Annotated in this window: 18 protein-coding genes; 7 read left to right on the top strand and 11 right to left on the bottom strand. The window is 71.0% G+C overall.

Annotated features, from left to right (window positions below):
* Positions 1–38: 38 nt before the first annotated feature.
* The gene (locus tag A3CQ_RS0117015) at positions 39–1,478 is read left to right on the top strand and encodes an MFS transporter (protein WP_211216622.1); all 1,440 of its coding nucleotides are present in this window, start codon (positions 39–41) and stop codon (positions 1,476–1,478) included.
* Here A3CQ_RS0117015 and A3CQ_RS0117010 read toward each other — a convergent pair.
* Positions 1,436–1,900: a hypothetical protein gene (locus A3CQ_RS0117010; RefSeq protein WP_040432506.1), complete on the bottom strand. Its 465-nt coding sequence runs from the start codon at positions 1,898–1,900 to the stop codon at positions 1,436–1,438. The two genes, A3CQ_RS0117015 and A3CQ_RS0117010, sit on opposite strands and share 43 nt — an antisense overlap.
* Positions 1,901–2,030: 130 nt before the next feature.
* Between A3CQ_RS0117010 and A3CQ_RS0117005 the strand changes: the two genes are divergently transcribed.
* Entirely contained in the window at positions 2,031–3,608 is a 1,578-nt protein-coding gene (locus A3CQ_RS0117005) for a methyl-accepting chemotaxis protein (RefSeq protein WP_040432505.1), read from the top strand.
* Here the strand turns inward: A3CQ_RS0117005 and A3CQ_RS0117000 are convergent.
* The 3 genes from A3CQ_RS0117000 to A3CQ_RS0116990 form a co-directional block, all read right to left on the bottom strand.
* Positions 3,596–4,651 (bottom strand): threonine aldolase family protein, encoded by a 1,056-nt coding sequence (locus A3CQ_RS0117000; protein ID WP_026205787.1) that lies wholly within the window; start codon positions 4,649–4,651, stop codon positions 3,596–3,598. The genes A3CQ_RS0117005 and A3CQ_RS0117000 overlap by 13 nt on opposite strands.
* Entirely contained in the window at positions 4,644–6,050 is a 1,407-nt protein-coding gene (locus A3CQ_RS0116995; protein WP_026205786.1) for a class II 3-deoxy-7-phosphoheptulonate synthase, read from the bottom strand. Before A3CQ_RS0116995 ends, A3CQ_RS0117000 begins: the two co-directional genes overlap by 8 nt.
* Before the next feature lie 81 nt (positions 6,051–6,131).
* Positions 6,132–7,592 (bottom strand): glycosyl hydrolase family 18 protein, encoded by a 1,461-nt coding sequence (locus tag A3CQ_RS0116990; protein ID WP_020512145.1) that lies wholly within the window; start codon positions 7,590–7,592, stop codon positions 6,132–6,134.
* 216 nt (positions 7,593–7,808) lie between these two features.
* Here A3CQ_RS0116990 and A3CQ_RS0116985 point away from each other — a divergent pair, with 216 nt between their 5' ends.
* Positions 7,809–8,486, top strand: a complete 678-nt coding sequence (locus tag A3CQ_RS0116985; RefSeq protein ID WP_020512144.1) for a DUF429 domain-containing protein — start codon at positions 7,809–7,811, stop codon at positions 8,484–8,486.
* Here the strand turns inward: A3CQ_RS0116985 and A3CQ_RS0116980 are convergent.
* Positions 8,473–9,420 carry a zinc-binding dehydrogenase gene (locus A3CQ_RS0116980; RefSeq protein ID WP_020512143.1) on the bottom strand — a complete coding sequence of 316 codons (948 nt, stop codon included), beginning with the start codon at positions 9,418–9,420 and terminating at the stop codon, positions 8,473–8,475. The two genes, A3CQ_RS0116985 and A3CQ_RS0116980, sit on opposite strands and share 14 nt — an antisense overlap.
* A gap of 54 nt (positions 9,421–9,474) precedes the next feature.
* Between A3CQ_RS0116980 and A3CQ_RS0116975 the strand changes: the two genes are divergently transcribed.
* The gene (locus tag A3CQ_RS0116975) at positions 9,475–10,242 is read left to right on the top strand and encodes an AraC family transcriptional regulator (RefSeq protein ID WP_020512142.1); all 768 of its coding nucleotides are present in this window, start codon (positions 9,475–9,477) and stop codon (positions 10,240–10,242) included.
* On the opposite strand, the gene A3CQ_RS0116970 is transcribed toward A3CQ_RS0116975, so the two are convergent.
* The 3 genes from A3CQ_RS0116970 to A3CQ_RS0116960 all read right to left on the bottom strand — a co-directional run bounded on the left by A3CQ_RS0116970 (position 10,212) and on the right by A3CQ_RS0116960 (position 12,822).
* Entirely contained in the window at positions 10,212–10,901 is a 690-nt protein-coding gene (locus tag A3CQ_RS0116970) for a GNAT family N-acetyltransferase (protein ID WP_020512141.1), read from the bottom strand. The two genes, A3CQ_RS0116975 and A3CQ_RS0116970, sit on opposite strands and share 31 nt — an antisense overlap.
* A 5-nt stretch (positions 10,902–10,906) precedes the next feature.
* Positions 10,907–11,731: a pyrroline-5-carboxylate reductase gene (proC, locus tag A3CQ_RS0116965; RefSeq protein WP_020512140.1), complete on the bottom strand. Its 825-nt coding sequence runs from the start codon at positions 11,729–11,731 to the stop codon at positions 10,907–10,909.
* Between the two features lie 62 nt (positions 11,732–11,793).
* The gene (locus A3CQ_RS0116960) at positions 11,794–12,822 is read right to left on the bottom strand and encodes a 6-phosphofructokinase (protein ID WP_020512139.1); all 1,029 of its coding nucleotides are present in this window, start codon (positions 12,820–12,822) and stop codon (positions 11,794–11,796) included.
* 220 nt (positions 12,823–13,042) lie between these two features.
* Between A3CQ_RS0116960 and A3CQ_RS0116955 the strand changes: the two genes are divergently transcribed.
* Positions 13,043–13,273 carry a PLD nuclease N-terminal domain-containing protein gene (locus A3CQ_RS0116955; protein ID WP_040432504.1) on the top strand — a complete coding sequence of 77 codons (231 nt, stop codon included), beginning with the start codon at positions 13,043–13,045 and terminating at the stop codon, positions 13,271–13,273.
* Here A3CQ_RS0116955 and A3CQ_RS0116950 read toward each other — a convergent pair.
* On the bottom strand, positions 13,270–13,758 hold the full coding sequence (locus A3CQ_RS0116950; RefSeq protein WP_020512137.1) for a polyadenylate-specific 3'-exoribonuclease AS: 489 nt from the start codon (positions 13,756–13,758) through the stop codon (positions 13,270–13,272). The two genes, A3CQ_RS0116955 and A3CQ_RS0116950, sit on opposite strands and share 4 nt — an antisense overlap.
* Positions 13,759–13,781: 23 nt before the next feature.
* Positions 13,782–14,636, bottom strand: a complete 855-nt coding sequence (locus A3CQ_RS0116945) for a phosphotransferase enzyme family protein (protein ID WP_020512136.1) — start codon at positions 14,634–14,636, stop codon at positions 13,782–13,784.
* A gap of 253 nt (positions 14,637–14,889) precedes the next feature.
* On the opposite strand from A3CQ_RS0116945, the gene A3CQ_RS0116940 reads away from it, so the two are divergent.
* Positions 14,890–15,570, top strand: a complete 681-nt coding sequence (locus A3CQ_RS0116940) for a Crp/Fnr family transcriptional regulator (RefSeq protein WP_020512135.1) — start codon at positions 14,890–14,892, stop codon at positions 15,568–15,570.
* On the opposite strand, the gene A3CQ_RS0116935 is transcribed toward A3CQ_RS0116940, so the two are convergent.
* Complete coding sequence (locus tag A3CQ_RS0116935; RefSeq protein WP_020512134.1) at positions 15,521–16,255, bottom strand: lysophospholipid acyltransferase family protein; 735 nt, start codon at positions 16,253–16,255, stop codon at positions 15,521–15,523. The two genes, A3CQ_RS0116940 and A3CQ_RS0116935, sit on opposite strands and share 50 nt — an antisense overlap.
* 130 nt (positions 16,256–16,385) lie before the next feature.
* Here A3CQ_RS0116935 and A3CQ_RS0116930 point away from each other — a divergent pair, with 130 nt between their 5' ends.
* The gene (locus tag A3CQ_RS0116930) at positions 16,386–17,183 is read left to right on the top strand and encodes a hypothetical protein (RefSeq protein ID WP_026205783.1); all 798 of its coding nucleotides are present in this window, start codon (positions 16,386–16,388) and stop codon (positions 17,181–17,183) included.
* Positions 17,184–17,186 lie beyond the last annotated feature (3 nt).

Here is a 17,186-nt window from a genome sequence, read left to right as displayed (position 1 = left end):
CAACGTTGGCTTTGCCAACGGCTTGCGGAGGGATCACCATGTCCACACAGGCAATGCGCACCGCCGCCCCCGAGGCGACGCCCGACCCCCGGCGGTGGTGGGCGCTCGCGGCAGTCGCCACCGCCCAGCTCATGGTCGGCATCGACCTCACGATCATGAACATCGCGCTGCCGTCCGCCCAGCGCGATCTCGGCCTGTCCGACCCGACCCGGCAGTGGGTCGTCACCGTCTTCGCCCTCTGCTACGGCGGCCTGCTGCTGCTCGGCGGGCGGCTGTCCGACGTGCTCGGTCGCCGGCGCGCCCTGTTGATCGGGCTCTCCGGCTTCGCCCTGGCGTCGGCGCTCGGCGGCGCCGCCACCGGCTCGGCGACGCTGCTCACCGCGCGCGGCCTCCAGGGGGCGTTCGCCGCGCTGCTCACCCCGGCGGTGCTGGCGACGCTGGCCGCCGCCTTCCCGGTGCCGGGCGAGCGCGCCCGCGCCTTCGGCATCTACGGCGCCGCCATGGGTAGCTCCTCCGGGTTCGGCGTTCTCGCGGGCGGGGTGCTCACTGCGTACGCGAGCTGGCGCTGGTGCATGTTCGTGAACCTGCCGATCGCGGTGGCCGCCGCGGTCGGCGTGCGGTTCGCCGTGCGGCCCGGCCGGGGTGCGCAGGCGCGAGTCGACATCCTCGGAGCGGTGCTGGCCACGCTCGGCCTGATGGCGCTGGTGTTCGGGTTCTCCCGGGCCGAGACCGACGGCTGGGGCGCGGGCGTCACGATCGGCGCGCTGGCGGCGGGCGTGGTGCTGCTGGCCGCGTTCGCGGTGACCCAGGGCCGGGTGAGCCGGCCGCTGCTGCCGCCCCGGGTCGTCCTGGATCGCCGCCGGGCGGGCTGCTACCTGGCCGTCTTCGCCCTAGCGATCGGCCTGTTCGCCGCCCTGTTCTTCCTCACGTTCCACCTGCAGAACGTGCTCGGCTACAGCCCGATCCGGGCCGGCCTCGCCTTCCTGCCGCTGACCGCCGGTCTCATCGCCGGTGTCCGGATCGCCGGCCGCCTGCTCCCCCGGGTTCCGGTGCACGCCCTGCTCGCGTCGGGCCTGCTGATCCTGGCCGCCGGCCTCGGACTGCTCTCGCGCCTGTCCACCGGCGGCGGCTACCTGGCGCACGTACTGCCGGTCTTCCTGCTCGTCGGCCTCGGCGCCGGCTGGGTGCTGATCACCGCGAACAGCACCGCGACCCTCGGCGCCGGCCCGGACACGGCTGTGGCCGGTGCCATGGTCATGACCTCCCAGCAGATCGGCGCCTCGCTCGGCACCGCCCTGCTGGCCACGATCGCCGGCACCGCCACGGCCCACTACCTGCACACGCATCCGGCCGCGACCGGCGCGGCGGCGGTGCACGGCTTCGCCGACGCCAGCCTCGCCGGAGCCGCGTTCCTCTGCGTCGCGGCAGTCGCCGTCTACCTGCTGTCCGCCCCGAGGAAGCCGACCGCTTCGGCGTAATACAAGGAGCCCTCCAAGTGGAGCGCGATCTCCCGGGGCGTCCAGGCGCCGGCGTCGCGATGGTCGAGCTGGTCCGGGGTGAGCGCGCCCAGCCGGATCTCGTAGAGCTGGGCCAGGCGGGTCAGGCGGCTGCGGGCCTCGTCGAGGTCCTCGGCCGTGAACGGGGCCAGGTCGGCCGCCGTCGTGATCGCCGACGCGTGCCAGTGGTCGGGGATCGTCGCGACGCCGGCCACCCGCGCCTCGATCTCGGCGAGATGGTCGATCAGGTGGTCGGCGACCCGGCGGATGGCCTTCTGCGGCGTGTAGATCCGATCGTCGACCGCCCGGGGCTCGCCGTCCCAGGCAATCCAGGTGGCCGCCCGCTCCAGCACCTGCTCCACCAGCACGGTCACCACGTCGGCCGGATTCCGTTGGTCTGTCATGCGGGCCAGTAGATCCCCGTAACATTTCGGCTGTCGCCGAAACCTGTTTGCACCCGCGCGACCACTTACCCGGGCCGTGGCACCGCCGAAATCTCTGGCCGGGAAACATCAGACAGAGGCGGTGGTCGGGATGACGTGGCGAATGCTGACGGACCGGCGGGTCGGCACGAAGATCATGATCGCGGTGGGACTGGTGGCCGTGTTCGGCGCCGGCGACGGGCTCTACGCGCTGACCAGCCTCGGGGCGACGAACCAGCAGGTCAAGACGGGGTACGTGCACCAGCAGGAGCTCGCGGCGATCGGCGACCTGCGCGCCTCGGTCAACCGGGTCTGGCTCGGTGTCGACGACTATCAGCTCGCCGCCGACGCCGCCGAGCGCACCACCGACGAGGCCGCGGTGACCGACACCCGGTCCAAGGTCGGCGAGTACGCGCGGGCCTACCGGGCGTACCCGATCAGCGCCGAGGCCGACGCCGCGATCGCCCGGTTCGAGACCGACTGGTCGGCGTACGACTCCCTGCTCACGGCCGACGTGCTGCCGGCGATAGCGACCGGCGCCCGGATCGACGACACGAAGCTGACCGCGTCCATGAACACGGTCCGCGACGACCTGAGCTCGCTGGCCGACATCACCGTACGGGCCGGCGCCGAGCAGGAGACCACCGCCGAGGGCCGCTACCAGCACACCAAGTGGCTGGTGAGCGTGCTGCTCGGGATCGCGCTGCTGCTCGGCCTGGCGCTGGCCTACGGCGTCGCCCGGCTCATCGTCCGGTCGCTGTCGCGCTGCGTGGACGCGCTGCGCCGGATCGCCGACGGCGACCTGACCGCCCGGGTCGACGTGGACAGCGCCGACGAGGTGGGCCAGATGGCCGCCGCGCTGAACACCACGGCCGAGTCGATGGCCGGCATGGTCGGCCGCATCCACGTCAGCTCCGACCTGCTCGCCGAGGCGTCCGACGAGCTGTCGGCCGTGTCGTCGCAGCTGTCAGCCTCGGCCGAGGAGACGTCGGTCCAGGTCGGCTCCGTCTCCGACTCGGCCGAGCGGGTCTCCGAGGGCGTACGCGCGGTCGCGGCCGGCGCCGGCGAGATGGGCGTCTCGATCCGGGAGATCTCCAACAACGCGAACGAGGCCGCGACGGTCGCCGCCGAGGCGGCCCGGGCCGCCGCGACCAGCAACGCGAGCGTGTCCCGCCTCGGTGAGGCGTCCACCCAGATCGGCGCGGTCGTCCAGATGATCACGTCGATCGCCGAGCAGACCAACCTGCTCGCGCTCAACGCCACGATCGAGGCGGCCCGGGCGGGCGAGTCCGGCAAGGGCTTCGCCGTGGTCGCCTCCGAGGTCAAGGACCTGGCGATGGAGACGGCCCGGGCCACCCAGGAGATCACCGCCCAGGTCGGCGCGATCCAGGCGGAGAGCGGCGCCGCGGTGACCGCGATCCAGGAGATCAGCCGGGTCATCGCGACGATCAACGACTACACGACGACGATCGCGGCCGCCGTGGAGGAGCAGACCGCCACGACCGGCGAGATCACCCGCAGCGTGGACCGGGCCGCCGAGGGCTCGTCCACGATCGCCGAGACGATCGCCGGGGTCGCCGACGCGGCCCGCCACGTCACCGCGGGCGCGACCGAGACCCAGCAGACCGCGGGCGAGCTGGCCCGGACCGCCGCCGAGCTGCAGGCGACGGTCGCGACCTACCGGCTCTGATCGAGGATCTCGGTCAGCACCGTGGTCGCCTGGTCGAGGCCGTTGTCGTCGACGTCCAGGTGGAACACCACGCGGACCAGGTGCGGCAGCATGGCGGCGACGTGGACGTCCCGCTTCGCGGCCTCGGCGGCCAGGGTCGGGGCGTCGATCGAGGTCCCAGTGAGATCGATCGGCACGAGGTTCGTGCGCACTTCCTCCGGATTTACCACGTTAAATTTCGACAAAGCCTCGGCGAGACGGCGGGCGCGTGCGTGATCCTCGGCCAGGCGGGAAACGTTGTGCGTGAGCGCGTAATCGCCGGCCGCCGCCAGGATGCCGACCTGCCGCATGCCCCCGCCCATCCGCTTGCGGATCACCCGGGCCTCGGCGATCCGCGCGGCGCTGCCCACGACCAGCGAGCCGACCGGCGCGCCGAGACCCTTGGACAGGCAGACCGACAGCGTGTCGAAGAGCGCGCCGTACTCGTGCAGCGGGACGCCGTCGGCGACGTGCGCGTGCCAGATGCGAGCGCCATCACAGTGCATGAGCAAACCGGATTTGTCCGAGATCTCGCGCAAAGTCCGCAGCGTCGCGAGCGGAATCACCGTACCGCCGCCAAGGTTGTGGGTCTGTTCCACGGCGATCGCTCGAGTGGGCAGCGACGGATAGCCCTGCGGCCGGATCATCGAGGCGATCTGCCCGACATCGAGCGAGGCGCCCACCGCCGGCCAGGTGCGGGTGGAGATGCCACCGATCGCCCCCGCCGCACCCAGCTCATAGGTCACCACGTGGGCGTCCGCCCCGGCCAGCAGCTCGCCGGCCCGCGGCGTGACCAGCTGCAGGGCGATCTGGTTGGCCATCGAGCCGGAGGGCGCGAACAGCGCCGCCTCGTGCCCGAACAGCCCGGCGACGCGCGCCTCCAGCGCGTTGACGGTCGGGTCGTCGGCGAAGACGTCGTCGCCGACCTCGGCGGAAGCCATCGCCTGGCGCATCCCGGCGGAAGGCCGGGTCACCGTATCCGACCGGAGGTCGACGGCCGGCTTTGTCGAACGAAGATCAACCACGAAGCATCTCCGCAACGAGGAACGCGAGCTCGAGGCTCTGCTGGGTGTTCAGCCGCGGGTCGCAGGCCGTCTCGTATCGATCCGGGAGGTCGAGGTCCTCGATGCCCTGGGCGCCGCCCAGGCACTCGGTGACGTCCTCGCCGGTCAGTTCGATGTGGATGCCGCCCGGGTGGGTGCCGAGGCCGCGATGCACCTCGAAGTAGCCCAGCACCTCGTCGACGATCCGGTCGAAGTGCCGGGTCTTGTAGCCGTTTGACGACTCGTGCGTGTTGCCGTGCATCGGGTCGCACTGCCAGACGACCTTGGCGCCGGTCGCGGTCACCTTCTCCACGATCGGCGGCAGGGCGTCGCGGACCTTCCCGTTGCCCATCCGGCTGATCAGCGTGAGCCGGCCCGGGATGTTGCCGGGGTTGAGCTTCTCGCACAGCTCGATCGCGGTCTCGGGACTCGTGCCGGGCCCGAGCTTCACGCCGATCGGGTTCGCTATCCGGCTGATGAAATCGACATGCGCGTGGTCGAGCTGGCGGGTTCGCTCACCCACCCAGAGAAAATGACCACTCAGGCCGTACGCCCGTTCGTCGCTCACCCGGGTCAGGGCGCGGTCGTACTCGAGCGCGAGGGCCTCGTGCGAGCAGTACAGGCTGACCGTGCGGAGCGCCTCGCTGTCGGTCATGCCGCAGGCGCGGATGAAGTCGAGCGCGCGGTCGATCTCGCGGGCGATGGCCTCGTAGCGCTCGCCCGCCGGCGAGGCGCGGACGAAATCCTTGTTCCAGTCGTGCAGGCCGTGCAGATCGGCCAGACCCCCGGCCAGGTACGCGCGGAGCATGTTCATGGCGGCGGCGGAGTTCGCGTACGCCCGGATCATGCGCTGCGGATCGGCGACCCGGGCCGCCTCGTTCGCGTCCAGCGAGTTGATCAGGTCGCCGCGGTAGGCCGGCAGGCCGAGCGAGTCGGTCGGCGCCGAACGGGGTTTCGTGTACTGCCCGGCGACACGGGCGACCTTGACCACCGGCATCGAGGCGCCGTACGTCAGCACGACCGCCATCTGCAGCAGCGTCCGGGCGTTGGCGAGCAGGTGGCTCTCGGTGTTGTCGGCGAACGTCTCGGCGCAGTCGCCGCCCTGCAGCAGGAACGCGCGGCCCTCGCACACCTCGGCGAGCTTGGCGCGCAGCTGGTCGACCTCGTACGGCGCGACGATCGACGGGACGTTGTCGAGGACCTTGCAGACCGAGGCGACCTCGTCCATGTCCGGCCACGGCGGCATCTGCACGCGGGGCAGGGACCGCCAGCGGTCGAGGCCGAGCGCCTCGTCCTCGGCGGAGTCGGTGGACGGGCGGGACGTCTGGAAGGCCGGGTTGCCGACCCCGGGGTAGCTCAACTGGTGCCACTCACGGCGCATGGGGAAAGCCTACGAAAGCGGGGCACCCGGCTCGCGCCCGGTGCCCCGCTTCTCACCTGAGGAGATGAGAGGTGTAGCAGCCTAAAGGTTGTTCTTGATCGCGGTGATCAGCTCACCGTTGGAGGTGTCGCCGGAGAACTCCCAGAAGAAGGCGCCGCCGAGACCCTGGTTCTTCACGTACGTCATCTTTCCGGCGACGGTCGACGGGGTGTCGTACCCCCACCAGTTGCTACCGCACTTGGCGTAAGCCGTGCCGCCGATCGTGCCGGTGGACGGGCAGCTGTTCTTGAGGACCTTGTAGTCCTCGGTGCCCGCCTCGTACGTGCCCGGCGCCGGGCCGGTGGCCGTGCCGCCGGGACCGGCCTGGGTGACCCCGGTCCAGCCGCGGCCGTAGAAGCCGATGCCGAGCAGCATCTTGTTGGACGGTACGCCCTTGCTCTTCAGCTTCTGGATCGCCGCGTCCGACCAGAACCCGTTGGTCGGGATGCCGGCGTACGAGGTCAGCGGCGAGTGCGGTGCGGTCGGGCCCTGCGGGCTGAACGCGCCGTAGTAGTCGTACGTCATCGGGAAGACCAGGTTGAGCTTCTGGATGCCCGAGGCGTAGTCGGCCGCGTCGAGCTTGCCGCCGTTGGAGCCGTCGGCCGAGATCGCCGAGGTGATCAGGAAGCTGGAGCCGAACTTGTTGCGCAGCGCGGTGATCACATTGTTGTACGAGGCCGGGCCGCTCGAGTCGCACTGCAGGCCACAGGCGTTCGGGTACTCCCAGTCGATGTCGATGCCGTCGAAGACGTCGGCCCAGCGGGAGTCCTTGACCAGGTTGTAGCAGGAGTTGGCGAACGCGGTCGGGTTAGCGGCGGCCTGGGTGAAGCCGCTCGACCAGGTCCAGCCGCCGAACGACCAGATCACCTTGATGTTCGGGTACAGCTTCTTGAGCTTGCGCAGCTGGTTGAAGCTGCCGCGCAGCGCGCCCGCGTCCCACGTGTCGGCGACGCCGTCCACGCTGTTCGCGGTGGTGTAGGCCATGTCGTAGTCGGCGTACGAGTCACCGATCGAGCACTGGCCGCCGCTGGTGTTGCCGAACGCGTACAGGATGTGGGTGAGCTTGGCCGCCGAGCCGGACGTGACGATGTTCTTCACGAAGTACTGGCGGGCGTAGACACCCCATTCGGCGAAGTAGCCGACGACGTTCTTGCCGCTGGGGCCGGACGTCGGCGACGTGGTGGGCGGCGTCGTCGGCGTGGTGGTGGGCGCCGTGGTCGGGGTCGTGGTGGGGGGAGTGGTGGGGGTGCCGCCACAGGCGCCGCCGTCGATCCAGACGTCCCACTGACCGCTGTGCGTGGCGGGCGACTCGTTCTGAGTCCACCACTTGGCGGTGTAGTTGTGACCGTTCTGGGAAGCGACGTTGTCCTTGACGTACACGGCGGTGGAGGACCAAGCGGGGGCACAGGCCACCGCGGCCGAAGCCTGGGTCACCGGCACCATCGCGGTGGCGGCCACCGCGAGGAGACCGGCCCAGAGAGCGCGGCGGAGGGATTTCTGCACTTCGTCTCCTCTGAACAGTTAGGAAAGTTTCCAAAAAGTTCGTAGAAGAGACCGTAGTCACACGTATTCACAGTCGTCAAGATGTTCGTTCTCTATTGAGCATGTGTCTCAACTTCTCGACGACGACGGGTACAGGGTGCACACGAACGGACACTGCGCGTAGTCTGCCGTCATGACCATCTTCGACGTCGACATCGACGCCCACACCGGTCGGCGATGAGCATCCACGTCATAGGCGTCGATGCGTACGCCCTCGGGTGGGTCGGGGTCGAGCTGCGGGACGGCTCGTTCGGCCGGGCGGTGCTCGCCGCCTCGCTCTACGAGATAGTCACCAGCAGCTCGGGCGCCGCGGTGATCGGCGTCGACATCCCGCTCGGCATGCTGCCCGACCGCTGGCGCGCCGCCGACACCCTCGCCGCCGACCAGCTCGGCCCGCGCCGCGGCAGCATCTTCCGGGTCCCGCCGCGCGCGGTCTGGCAGGAGGCCGATTTCGCCGCGGCCAACCGGGTCTGCCGCGAGCTCACCGGTTCCGGCCTCAGCCGCCAGTCCTGGGCGCTGCGCCCCAAGCTGCTCGAGGCCAACGCGATCTGGGAACGGCATCCGGGCCTGCTCTTCGAGGCGCACCCCGAGGTGTCTTTCCGCGCGATGGCCGGCGAGCCGCTGCAGTACGCCAAGAAGACGTGGGCCGGACAGACCCGCCGCCGCGAGCTGCTGGCCCGCAACGGCATCGTGCTGCCCGACCAGATCGGACCGGCCGGCCAGGCCCCGCCCGACGACATCCTGGACGCCGCCGCGGTCGCCTGGTCGGCACACCGCATGGCCAGCGGCACCGCGATGAGCCACCCGTCCCCGCCCGAGGAGTGCAACGGGTCGAAGATCGCTATCTGGTACTGAGCACGACCTTGCCGGTCGCCCGGTTGTCCTCCATGTACCGATGGGCCGCGGCGATGTCGTCCAGGCCGAAGACCCGGTCGACGTGCGGCGCGTAGACACCGGCCTCGACCTCGCCGACCACCCGCCGCAGCGTGGCCGCATCGCCCGCGGCGTCGCCGCTGTGGAAGGACGTCAGCCGGGTGCCGGACGGGATCATCGCGATCGGCTCGAACTCCGGGATCAGCCAGCCGCTGAGCGAGCCCGAGACGCACACCGTCCCGCCCCGGCGGACCGCGCGCAGCGAGTCGACCGCGGTGTCCGCGCCGATCAGGTCGAGAACATAGTCGGCCCAGCCCGGTACGGGGTCGGTCAGCACGTGCTTCACGCCGGCCGCGGTCAACGCGCCCGCCTTCTCCTTCCGCCGGGTCGTGGCCGCGACCTCGACTCCATGGGCGGAGGCGATCGACGCGGCCGCCATCCCCACCGACGACGTGCCGCCCCGGATCAGCAACCGGCCGCCGGGAGCGACGCCCAGCGCGTCGAGTGAGCCCTGGGCGGTCAGGTAACTCTCCGGCAGCGCGGCCAGGGTCTCCCAGGGCAACGCGGTGGTGACCGGCATCAGCAGCGAGTCCGGCAGCAGCGCGTACTCCGCGTAGCCGCCGTCGAACTCCCGGCCCATCTCCCCCATCACCGCGGCGACGGTCGTGCCCTCCGGCAGCGCCGGGTCGGCCGAGGCCGCCACGACACCCACGCATTCGATTCCCAAAACCCGAGGCATCCGTACGCCCGGCGAGTGCCCCTGCCGGGTGCGCAGCTCGGAGCGGTTCAGGCCCGCCGCCATCACCCGCACCAGGCTCCAGCCGGGCCGGACGGCCGGCACCGGCAGTTCGCGGATCTCCAGCACCTCGGGGCCACCCGGCCGCACACAGACCGCCGCTCGCATCGTCTTCGTCATACCGGAACTGTCGTCGGCCGGCGGCGCGGCGGGCCACCGATAGAATGCCAAGCTATGCCCATCGGCCGCCAACCCGAGTCGCGGCTGTTGCCGTCGGCCGGCATGCACCTCTGGCCGTCGGGCGGCATGAGCGCGGCGGATTCCCACGCGCAGGGGCACCTGGTGTACGCGGCGAGCGGCGTCCTGTCGGTGCACACCGAGCGCGGCACGTCGATCGTTCCCGCCAACCGGATCGCCTGGACGCCCGCCGGGTTCACCCACCAGCACCGCGCGCACGGCCACACCGATATGCGGATCGTCTTCCTGCCGGCGTCGCTCGCCCGGCTCGTGCCCGACCGGCCCGCCGTCTTCCTGGCCTCCGGCCTCGCCCGCGAGGTGCTGCTCACCCTGGCCGGCCCGCGCGACCTCGACCGGACCGCGCGGGCCCGCCTGCAGCGCGTCCTCGTCGACGAGTTGCACGAGGCGCACGAGCGGCCGTTGCAACTGCCCGAGCCGCGCGACGACCGGCTGCGGGCCGTCGCCCGGCTGTTGTACGAGAACCCGGCCGACACCACGCCGCTGGCCGCGCTCGGGCACCGTACGGGCGCCAGCGCCCGTACGCTCAGCCGCCTCTTCCACGACGAGCTCGGCATGACCTTCTACGAGTGGCGCACGCAGGTCCGCGTCTACCAGGCGCTCGTGCTGCTCGCGGAGGGCCACGACACCACGCGCGTCGCGCACGCCTGCGGGTGGGCCAACCCGAGCGGCTTCATCGCGGCCTTCACCGGGGTCGTCGGCACCACGCCCGGGCGCTACGCGGCGACGATCCGCCGCAGCACGTAACAGCCGTCGTCGGTGAAGCCGGTGACCTCGAATCCGTCGTCGAGCGCGGACACCAGGCCACGGCGTACCTCCCGCCGCCACTGTGCCGCGCGCTCCGGTTGCTCCACCCGGAGGCGCTCGATGTCCTCCGGCGTCGGCACGAACAGGGTCCCCGCGGGCTTCCCCGGCGGCGGTGCCGTCACGTCCCACTCGACCAGCAGGCGGTCGGTGACGTCGCCGTCGTTGAGACCGTCCTGCAACGAGCCGTAGTGGTTCTCGAGGTAGCGCACGACGCGGGCGCCGAGCTTGCCGAGGTTCACGTGGGCGTTGCGCCGCACCAGCGGGTCGAAGGTCCACTGGAGCGTCCGCAGGCCGCGCTCCAACGCCCACTCCCGCTCGTGCATCTTGAGCTGCTGACCGAGACCACGGCCTTGATGTTCCGGCCGTACGCCGACGAGGTGCGAGTAGAGGCGATCGCCGCCCGCCCGCCAGCCGACCGAGACACCGGCCATCTCGCCGCCCACGAAGATGCCGGCCACATAGTTGCCGGACATGTCGAGCGCGACGAGCACCGACGAGTTGATGAGATCCAGCGGGGTGTCGACCGTCCATGCCGCACACAGCACCCGCACCGCGTCCTCGAACTCGGGCACGGTGTGCAGCATGCGCACCTCCGCCACGGCGCCTACGCCTTCGGCGTGGCCATCTGCGTGGCGATCTCGGTGGCCCGGTCGCGCGCGGCTTCCAGGGCGGCGAGCAGAGCGGCGCGTACGCCATGGTTCTCGAGCTCGCGGATCGCCGAGATGGTCGTACCCGCCGGGGAGGTCACCGCCTCCCGCAGCTTGACCGGGTGCTCGCCGGAGTCGCGCAGCATCACGGCCGAGCCGATCGCGGTCTGCACGATCAGCTCGTGCGCGACCTGGCGGGGCAGGCCGAGCAGGATACCGGCGTCGATCATGGCCTCGACCAGCAGATAGAAGTACGCCGGGCCGGAGCCGGAGAGCGCGGTGACGGCGTCCTGCTGCGACTCGGGGACGCGCAGGGTCTTGCCGAGCGGCTTGAAGATCTCCTCGGTGAGGGCGAGGTGCTCCTCGGTCGCGTACGGCCCCGGGGAGAGGACCGTCATCGCCTGGTCGACCAGCGCGGGGGTGTTGGTCATGACCCGCACCACCGGGATGCCGCCGGGCAGCCGGTCGGCGAAGAAGCCCGTGGTCAGGCCCGCGCAGAGCGAGACGACAAGCTTGTCCGGCGGGACCCTCATGCCGAAGTCGTCGAGCAGCTTCGCCGCGTCCTGCGGCTTCACCGCGATCAGCAGCACGTCGGCCTGGGTGACCGCGGTCAGGTTGCGCACGACGTGGATGCCGTACCGCTCGGCCAGCTCCGCCGAGCGCTCGGGGCGCCGGGTCGTGGCCAGCAGCTGCTGCGCCGGCCAGCCCGAGCGCAGCAGTCCGGAGAGGACCAGCTCGCCCAGCTTGCCCGCGCCGATCACGGCGACACTGTGGTCGGTCATTGCGCCCTCTCGTGGAACGGAAAAGGGAGCGACCCGGCGGCCGCTCCCTTTTGCCAGTCGGCTCAGCTTCCGAAGAAGACCTCGGCCTCTTCGTAGCGGGAGAGCGGGACCGTCTTGAGCTCGCCGGTGCCCTCGATCAGCGGCACGCGGACGATGTCGGTGCCCCGCAGCGCCATCATCTTACCGAAGTCGCCCTCGTGGACGGCGTCAATCGCCTGCAGCCCGAAGCGGGTCGCGAGCACCCGGTCGAACGCGGTCGGGGTGCCGCCGCGCTGGATGTGACCGAGGACGACCGTGCGGGCCTCCTTGCCGGTCTTGTCCTCGAGCTGCTCGGCGAGCCACTGGCCGATGCCGCCGAGGCGGACGTGGCCGAACGAGTCGAGCTGCTGGTTGACCAGCTGCATCTGGCCCTCGAGCGGCTGCGCGCCCTCGGCGACCACGACGATCGGCGCGTACTCGACCTGGAAGCGCTTGGTCACATAGGTGGCGACCTGCTCCACGTCGAAGTTCCGCTCGGGCAGCAGGATCACGTTGGCGCCACCGGCCAGGCCGGCGTGCAGCGCGATCCAGCCGGCGTGCCGGCCCATGACCTCGACGACCAGCGTGCGGTGGTGCGACTCGGCGGTGGTGTGCAGCCGGTCGATCGCCTCCATCGCGATGTTCACCGCGGTGTCGAAGCCGAAGGTGTAGTCGGTCGCGTTCAGGTCGTTGTCGATCGTCTTCGGCACGCCGACCACGTTCACGCCGAGGTCGTTGAGCTTGGTCGCGACGCCGAGAGTGTCCTCGCCGCCGATGGCGACCAGCGCGTCGACGCCCTGCTCGGCCAGGTTGGCCTTGATCCGGTCGACGCCACCGTCGATCTTGAACGGGTTGGTGCGCGAGGAGCCGAGGATGGTGCCGCCGCGCGGCAGGATGCCGCGGACCTCCGCGATGCCGAGCGGCTTCGTCAGGCCCTCGAGCGGGCCCTTCCAGCCGTCGCGGAACCCGACGAACTCGTGACCGTACGCGGCGACGCCCTTGCGGACCACCGCCCGGATCACCGCGTTGAGACCGGGGCAGTCGCCGCCTCCGGTGAGCACGCCGATACGCATGTTTTGCTCGTCCTCCCTGAATCGGGTTGCGAGAAGCCGATAGCCCGTCGGAGCCCCAGGGAGCGTTCTCGTCGGCAGCGTTGCCGGCCCGGGGCGGGCCGCAAGCGCACTCTAGCGGCCCCCGGAAACCTGGGCGAAAGCGCCCCGACACCCAGCCTAGACACGTAAGGGCCAGGTCGGGTGCAGACTTGGCACGATGCGAGCACTCGGGAGGAGCCACATGACCGAGAAGCGATCTTTACAAGAACAGTGGGATGCCATGCGTCCGTGGCAGCGCACCGGAACGGTGATTCTGGGCGCCGTCGAAATCGTCGCGACCACCGCCGCCGTCGTCGACCTGGCGCGCCGCCCCCGCGACGAGGTGCGCGGCCCGAAGGCGCTGTGGTGGCCGGCCTTCGTGGTCCAGCCCTTCGGCCCGCTCGCCTACCTGCTCCTGGGGCGGCGCCGTTAGCCCTTCATGGCGTTCCAGCGGGCCAGGTTGTGCTTGGCGTCGACCAGGGCGTCGTGCCGGCCGGACATCGTGGGCAGCGGCGGGCGGCCGCGGTCGTCCCAGAGCTGACGCAGGTCCTTGGTGAAGCGCGGTATCTCCCGCGGGAGGGCCGGCATCGCGCCCCACAGCTGGGCGAGCGCGACGTGGTCGTACGCGGCGAACCACGCCCACAGCTCCATCTGCTCGTCGCGGCCGCGCAGCGGCTCCATCAGGAACGCGTAGAGGTCGTCGCGGATGCGCTCGCGGGAGCGCCACGCCTTGTCGGAGGGCGAGGGCAGCTTGTCGAGGACGTTGCGGCGCACCCAGGGAATCGCCCGGGTGTCGTCGAACTCCGTGCTGACCGCGTAGAACTCGCGGCCGAACTCGTCGACGACGCCGATCGACACCAGGTCGACCAACCGGCCGTCCTCGATGAACTCGCAGTCATAAAAATAGCGGTAGACCATATTGCCCCCATCCTTGCCGATGGTCATCCGGCCGCCGCCTCCAGGGCCTCTCGCGCTTGGTCGAGCGTCCCGGCGTCGCCCCGCCGGGCGGCCCGGTCGGCGCGGACCGCCCAGCGCAGCCGCAGCAGCACGGGCAGGGCGGCGTCGAGCTCGTCGCGGTGCACCGGCCCGGCCGCCACGTAGCCGTCGATCAGCTCGGCGGCGCAGCACGGCCCGCCCGTGTAGTGGACGGCCGCGGCCACGTCGTACACGAGCGGCCCGACCCCGCTGGCGCCGCAGTCGAGCAGGCCGGCTCGCCCGGTGCGGTGGTCGACGACAAAGTTCCCCGGCGAGGGGTCGCCGTGCAGCACCCCGTAGGTGAGCCGGTCGGTGACGCTCAGCCGGGTGACGGCGCCGACCGCGTCGGCGACGGCCGCGCGGAGCCAGGGCTCCGCGGTCAGATGCGGCGCGTTCGGATCGAGCGGCTGCCATGGACGCAGGCCCGCATGATGGAAATGCTGCAGGGCCCGGTGGACGGCGCCCAGCCGGTCGCCCCACCACTGCTGGTCGACCGGGTCGCGGCCGTCGAGCCGCCGGCCGGGCACCCGGCGCAGCAGGGCCAGCGCGCCGGCCGGGGTCTGCGCGGTGAGGGCGCCGCCGAGGGTACGCACCGGCTCGCCGGCCGCGATGTTCCGGATCCGCAGGTGCTCGGCGGCGAGCAGGCCGGCCTCGACCGGGTGCCGGGCGCCCGGTTCGGCGAGCCGGCACACGTACCGCTCGGGTCCCGCGGTGATCTCCCAGCCGCGGGACAGGAGCTCCTCGGGGAGGGGGGCGATCTCGCTGGGGGTCAGATGCCACTGGTCCCGCAGGGTTGATCGAACGAGGTCGTCATCCGGCACGGCGGGATTATCGCGGCATAGACCGAAAATCCGACGGACAGGGTGGGCGACAATCACGCCTCGCAATCGAGAGGTTTACAGATAGCGACGCGCGCGGAATGATCGTACGAGGCCTCGGCGGCACCCCCGCTCAGAAATGGCGCGGGAGGGCCACAACGTGCTATTAGTGATCGTTCGCGTCGAGGGGCCGACGCCGGCCGGGTTCGTCGACGCGGTCCCCGCCTGGGGGAGGGATAACGCCGTGGACCATCGCATGCCGGACTCCGGCGACGCGCTGACCGGCGTGGAGATGTTCGCGGGCCTGGAGCCGGATGTACGGCAGCGGGTCATAGCCACCGCGGTTCCACGCACGTATCGCAAGGGACAAATCATCTTCGTCGAGCACGATCCCGGCGAATCGCTGATCATCCTGAAGCGCGGCGCCGTCGCCATCTTTCGCACCGCGCCCACGGGGGAACGCGCGGTGCTGACCGTGGTCCGCCCGCCCGACGTGCTGGGTGAGGTGTCCCTTTTGGACGCCGCCACCCGCAGCGCCTCGGCCGAGGCGATCGAGGACTGTCAGGCGCTCACGCTGTCGCGTGCCGCCTTCATCGACCTGGTGCATTCCAACCCGCGCATCCTCGACGCGGTGATGCGCTCGGTCGGCGCGCTGATCCGCCGCCTGACCGAGCAGAACACCGATCACGTCTTCCTCGACCTGCCCGGCCGGGTGGCCAAGACGCTGGTGCGGCTCGCGGGCGAGAGCCAGGCGCCGATGATCACGATCGAGCTCAACCAGAGTCAGCTGGCCGAGATGGCGGGCGGCTCCCGGCAGAGCGTCAACCAGGCGATCGGCTCGTTCGCCAGCCGCGGCTGGCTGCGCACCGAGGGCCGGCGCATCGTGGTCACCGATCTGCAGGCGCTCCGGCGTCGAGCGGGGATGGCAGCCGCATAGGCCCGGGCGGCTCGACCGTGGTCTTCAGCTTGCTCGCGTAGACGTCTACGTACGGGCGGCCGGAGAGCACCATGAGCTCGTACATGATCTCGTCGGTGATGGCCCGCTCGACGAACCGGTCGCCGCGGGCGCTGTCGTAGCGGGAGAAGTCGAGCGGTGCGCCGAACCTCATCCGTACCCTCTTGATTTTGGGGATGAGGGTGCCGGTGGGCTGGATCTCGTCGGTGTTGAGGAGCGCGACCGGTACGACCCGGGCGCCGCTCTCCAGCGCCAGCCGGGCCACACCCGTCTTGCCCCGGTAGAGCCGGCCGTCGGGCGAGCGGGTGCCCTCCGGATAGATGCCCGCGACGCCGCCCTCGCCAAGCACCCGCAGCAGTGTGTCCAGCGCCGCCTGGGCGGCCTTGCCACCCGAACGGTCCACCGGGATCGTCCCGGTCGCGAGGAAGAACTGCCGCATCAGTCGGCCTTTGATGCCTTTGCCGGTGAAGTACTCCGCTTTCGCGACGAACGTCACCCTGCGACGGACCATCAGGGGTGTGAAGATCGAGTCGGAGAAGGAAAGGTGGTTGCAGGCCAGGATCACCGGACCGGACTCGGGCACGTTGTCCAGGCCACGCACGTCCGGGCGGAAAATCGTTCGGAGCAGCGGGCCAAGGACGACGTACTTGAGCAACCAATAGAACACGGAGAGGTCCTTTCCCAGATCTAGGGAAGTCTGAAGCGTACGGAGCGGGGACGGCGCGCCACAACGCACTCCCGCAACCGGTGGTCGGCGTGTCACCATTCAAGGCACGGTCGGCGAGGGAGTGTGCAGGGTGACAGCGGGTGGCGCCCGCCGTGGGCGGCGGGACAACGGGCTCGACGCGGCCGACTTTGCGGTGGCCGGCGACGTCGATCCGCGCGTCGGCGAGCACCTGCTCGACGTGCTGCAGGCCGCGGGCATAGCGGCGTATTTGCAGCCCACGGCCGACCTCAATCCGATCCTGCGCGCCACCACGCTGCCGTCGCGCCCCACCGACCGGCTGTATGTGGATCGCACCCAGCTCGAGGCCGCCCGCACCTACCTGAACAAGGTGACCGGCGGCCAGCCGCCGACCCCGCCGCCCGACCCGACCCGCGAGCCCGACATCGAGTCCGAGTGGGCAAAGATCGTCGCGGGCTTCCACACGCCGGTCGACCCGACCGCGACGCCCTGGCCGTCCGTGGAGGATCTACCGGCCGCCCCCGAGCCGCCGCCGCCCGCGACCGAGCCGGTCGAGCACAACCGCCGCCGCAGCGACCGGCCGGCCGAGACGGCCCCCGAGCCGACGCTGCTCGACGGCGTCGACACGTTCGGCGCCGAGACCGACGACGATGAGGACGAGGACGAGGACCGGTTCATCCCGCCGCCTCCCCCACCGCTGCCGCACATCTCCAAGTACGCGATCATCGGCGTACTCGCCGTGCTGGTCGGTTTCGTGGTCTTCGTCTTCCCCGGACTGATCCCGATCCAGCGCGACTACTCCAACCTGATCGGCTTCGCGGCGATCGTCTCGGGCGCGGTCATGCTGGTCTGGCGGCTACGGTCCGGTGATGACGACGAGGACGACTTCGACGACGGCGCGGTCGTTTGATAC

It is taken from the genome of Paractinoplanes globisporus DSM 43857 (assembly GCF_000379645.1).
In the GTDB taxonomy this organism is placed as follows: domain Bacteria; phylum Actinomycetota; class Actinomycetes; order Mycobacteriales; family Micromonosporaceae; genus Actinoplanes; species Actinoplanes globisporus.
Note: the sequence above shows the minus strand (reverse complement) of the source record. Positions and strands in the feature narration are given on the sequence as shown.

Coding starts and splice junctions, on each gene's coding strand:
- A3CQ_RS0117015 (WP_211216622.1), top strand. CDS start 39: ATGTCCACACAGGCAATGCGCACCGCCGCCCCCGAGGCGACGCCCGAC.
- A3CQ_RS0117010 (WP_040432506.1), bottom strand. CDS start 1,900: ATGACAGACCAACGGAATCCGGCCGACGTGGTGACCGTGCTGGTGGAG.
- A3CQ_RS0117005 (WP_040432505.1), top strand. CDS start 2,031: ATGACGTGGCGAATGCTGACGGACCGGCGGGTCGGCACGAAGATCATG.
- A3CQ_RS0116995 (WP_026205786.1), bottom strand. CDS start 6,050: ATGCGCCGTGAGTGGCACCAGTTGAGCTACCCCGGGGTCGGCAACCCG.
- A3CQ_RS0116985 (WP_020512144.1), top strand. CDS start 7,809: ATGAGCATCCACGTCATAGGCGTCGATGCGTACGCCCTCGGGTGGGTC.
- A3CQ_RS0116980 (WP_020512143.1), bottom strand. CDS start 9,420: ATGACGAAGACGATGCGAGCGGCGGTCTGTGTGCGGCCGGGTGGCCCC.
- A3CQ_RS0116975 (WP_020512142.1), top strand. CDS start 9,475: ATGCCCATCGGCCGCCAACCCGAGTCGCGGCTGTTGCCGTCGGCCGGC.
- proC (WP_020512140.1), bottom strand. CDS start 11,731: ATGACCGACCACAGTGTCGCCGTGATCGGCGCGGGCAAGCTGGGCGAG.
- A3CQ_RS0116960 (WP_020512139.1), bottom strand. CDS start 12,822: ATGCGTATCGGCGTGCTCACCGGAGGCGGCGACTGCCCCGGTCTCAAC.
- A3CQ_RS0116955 (WP_040432504.1), top strand. CDS start 13,043: ATGACCGAGAAGCGATCTTTACAAGAACAGTGGGATGCCATGCGTCCG.
- A3CQ_RS0116950 (WP_020512137.1), bottom strand. CDS start 13,758: ATGGTCTACCGCTATTTTTATGACTGCGAGTTCATCGAGGACGGCCGG.
- A3CQ_RS0116940 (WP_020512135.1), top strand. CDS start 14,890: ATGCCGGACTCCGGCGACGCGCTGACCGGCGTGGAGATGTTCGCGGGC.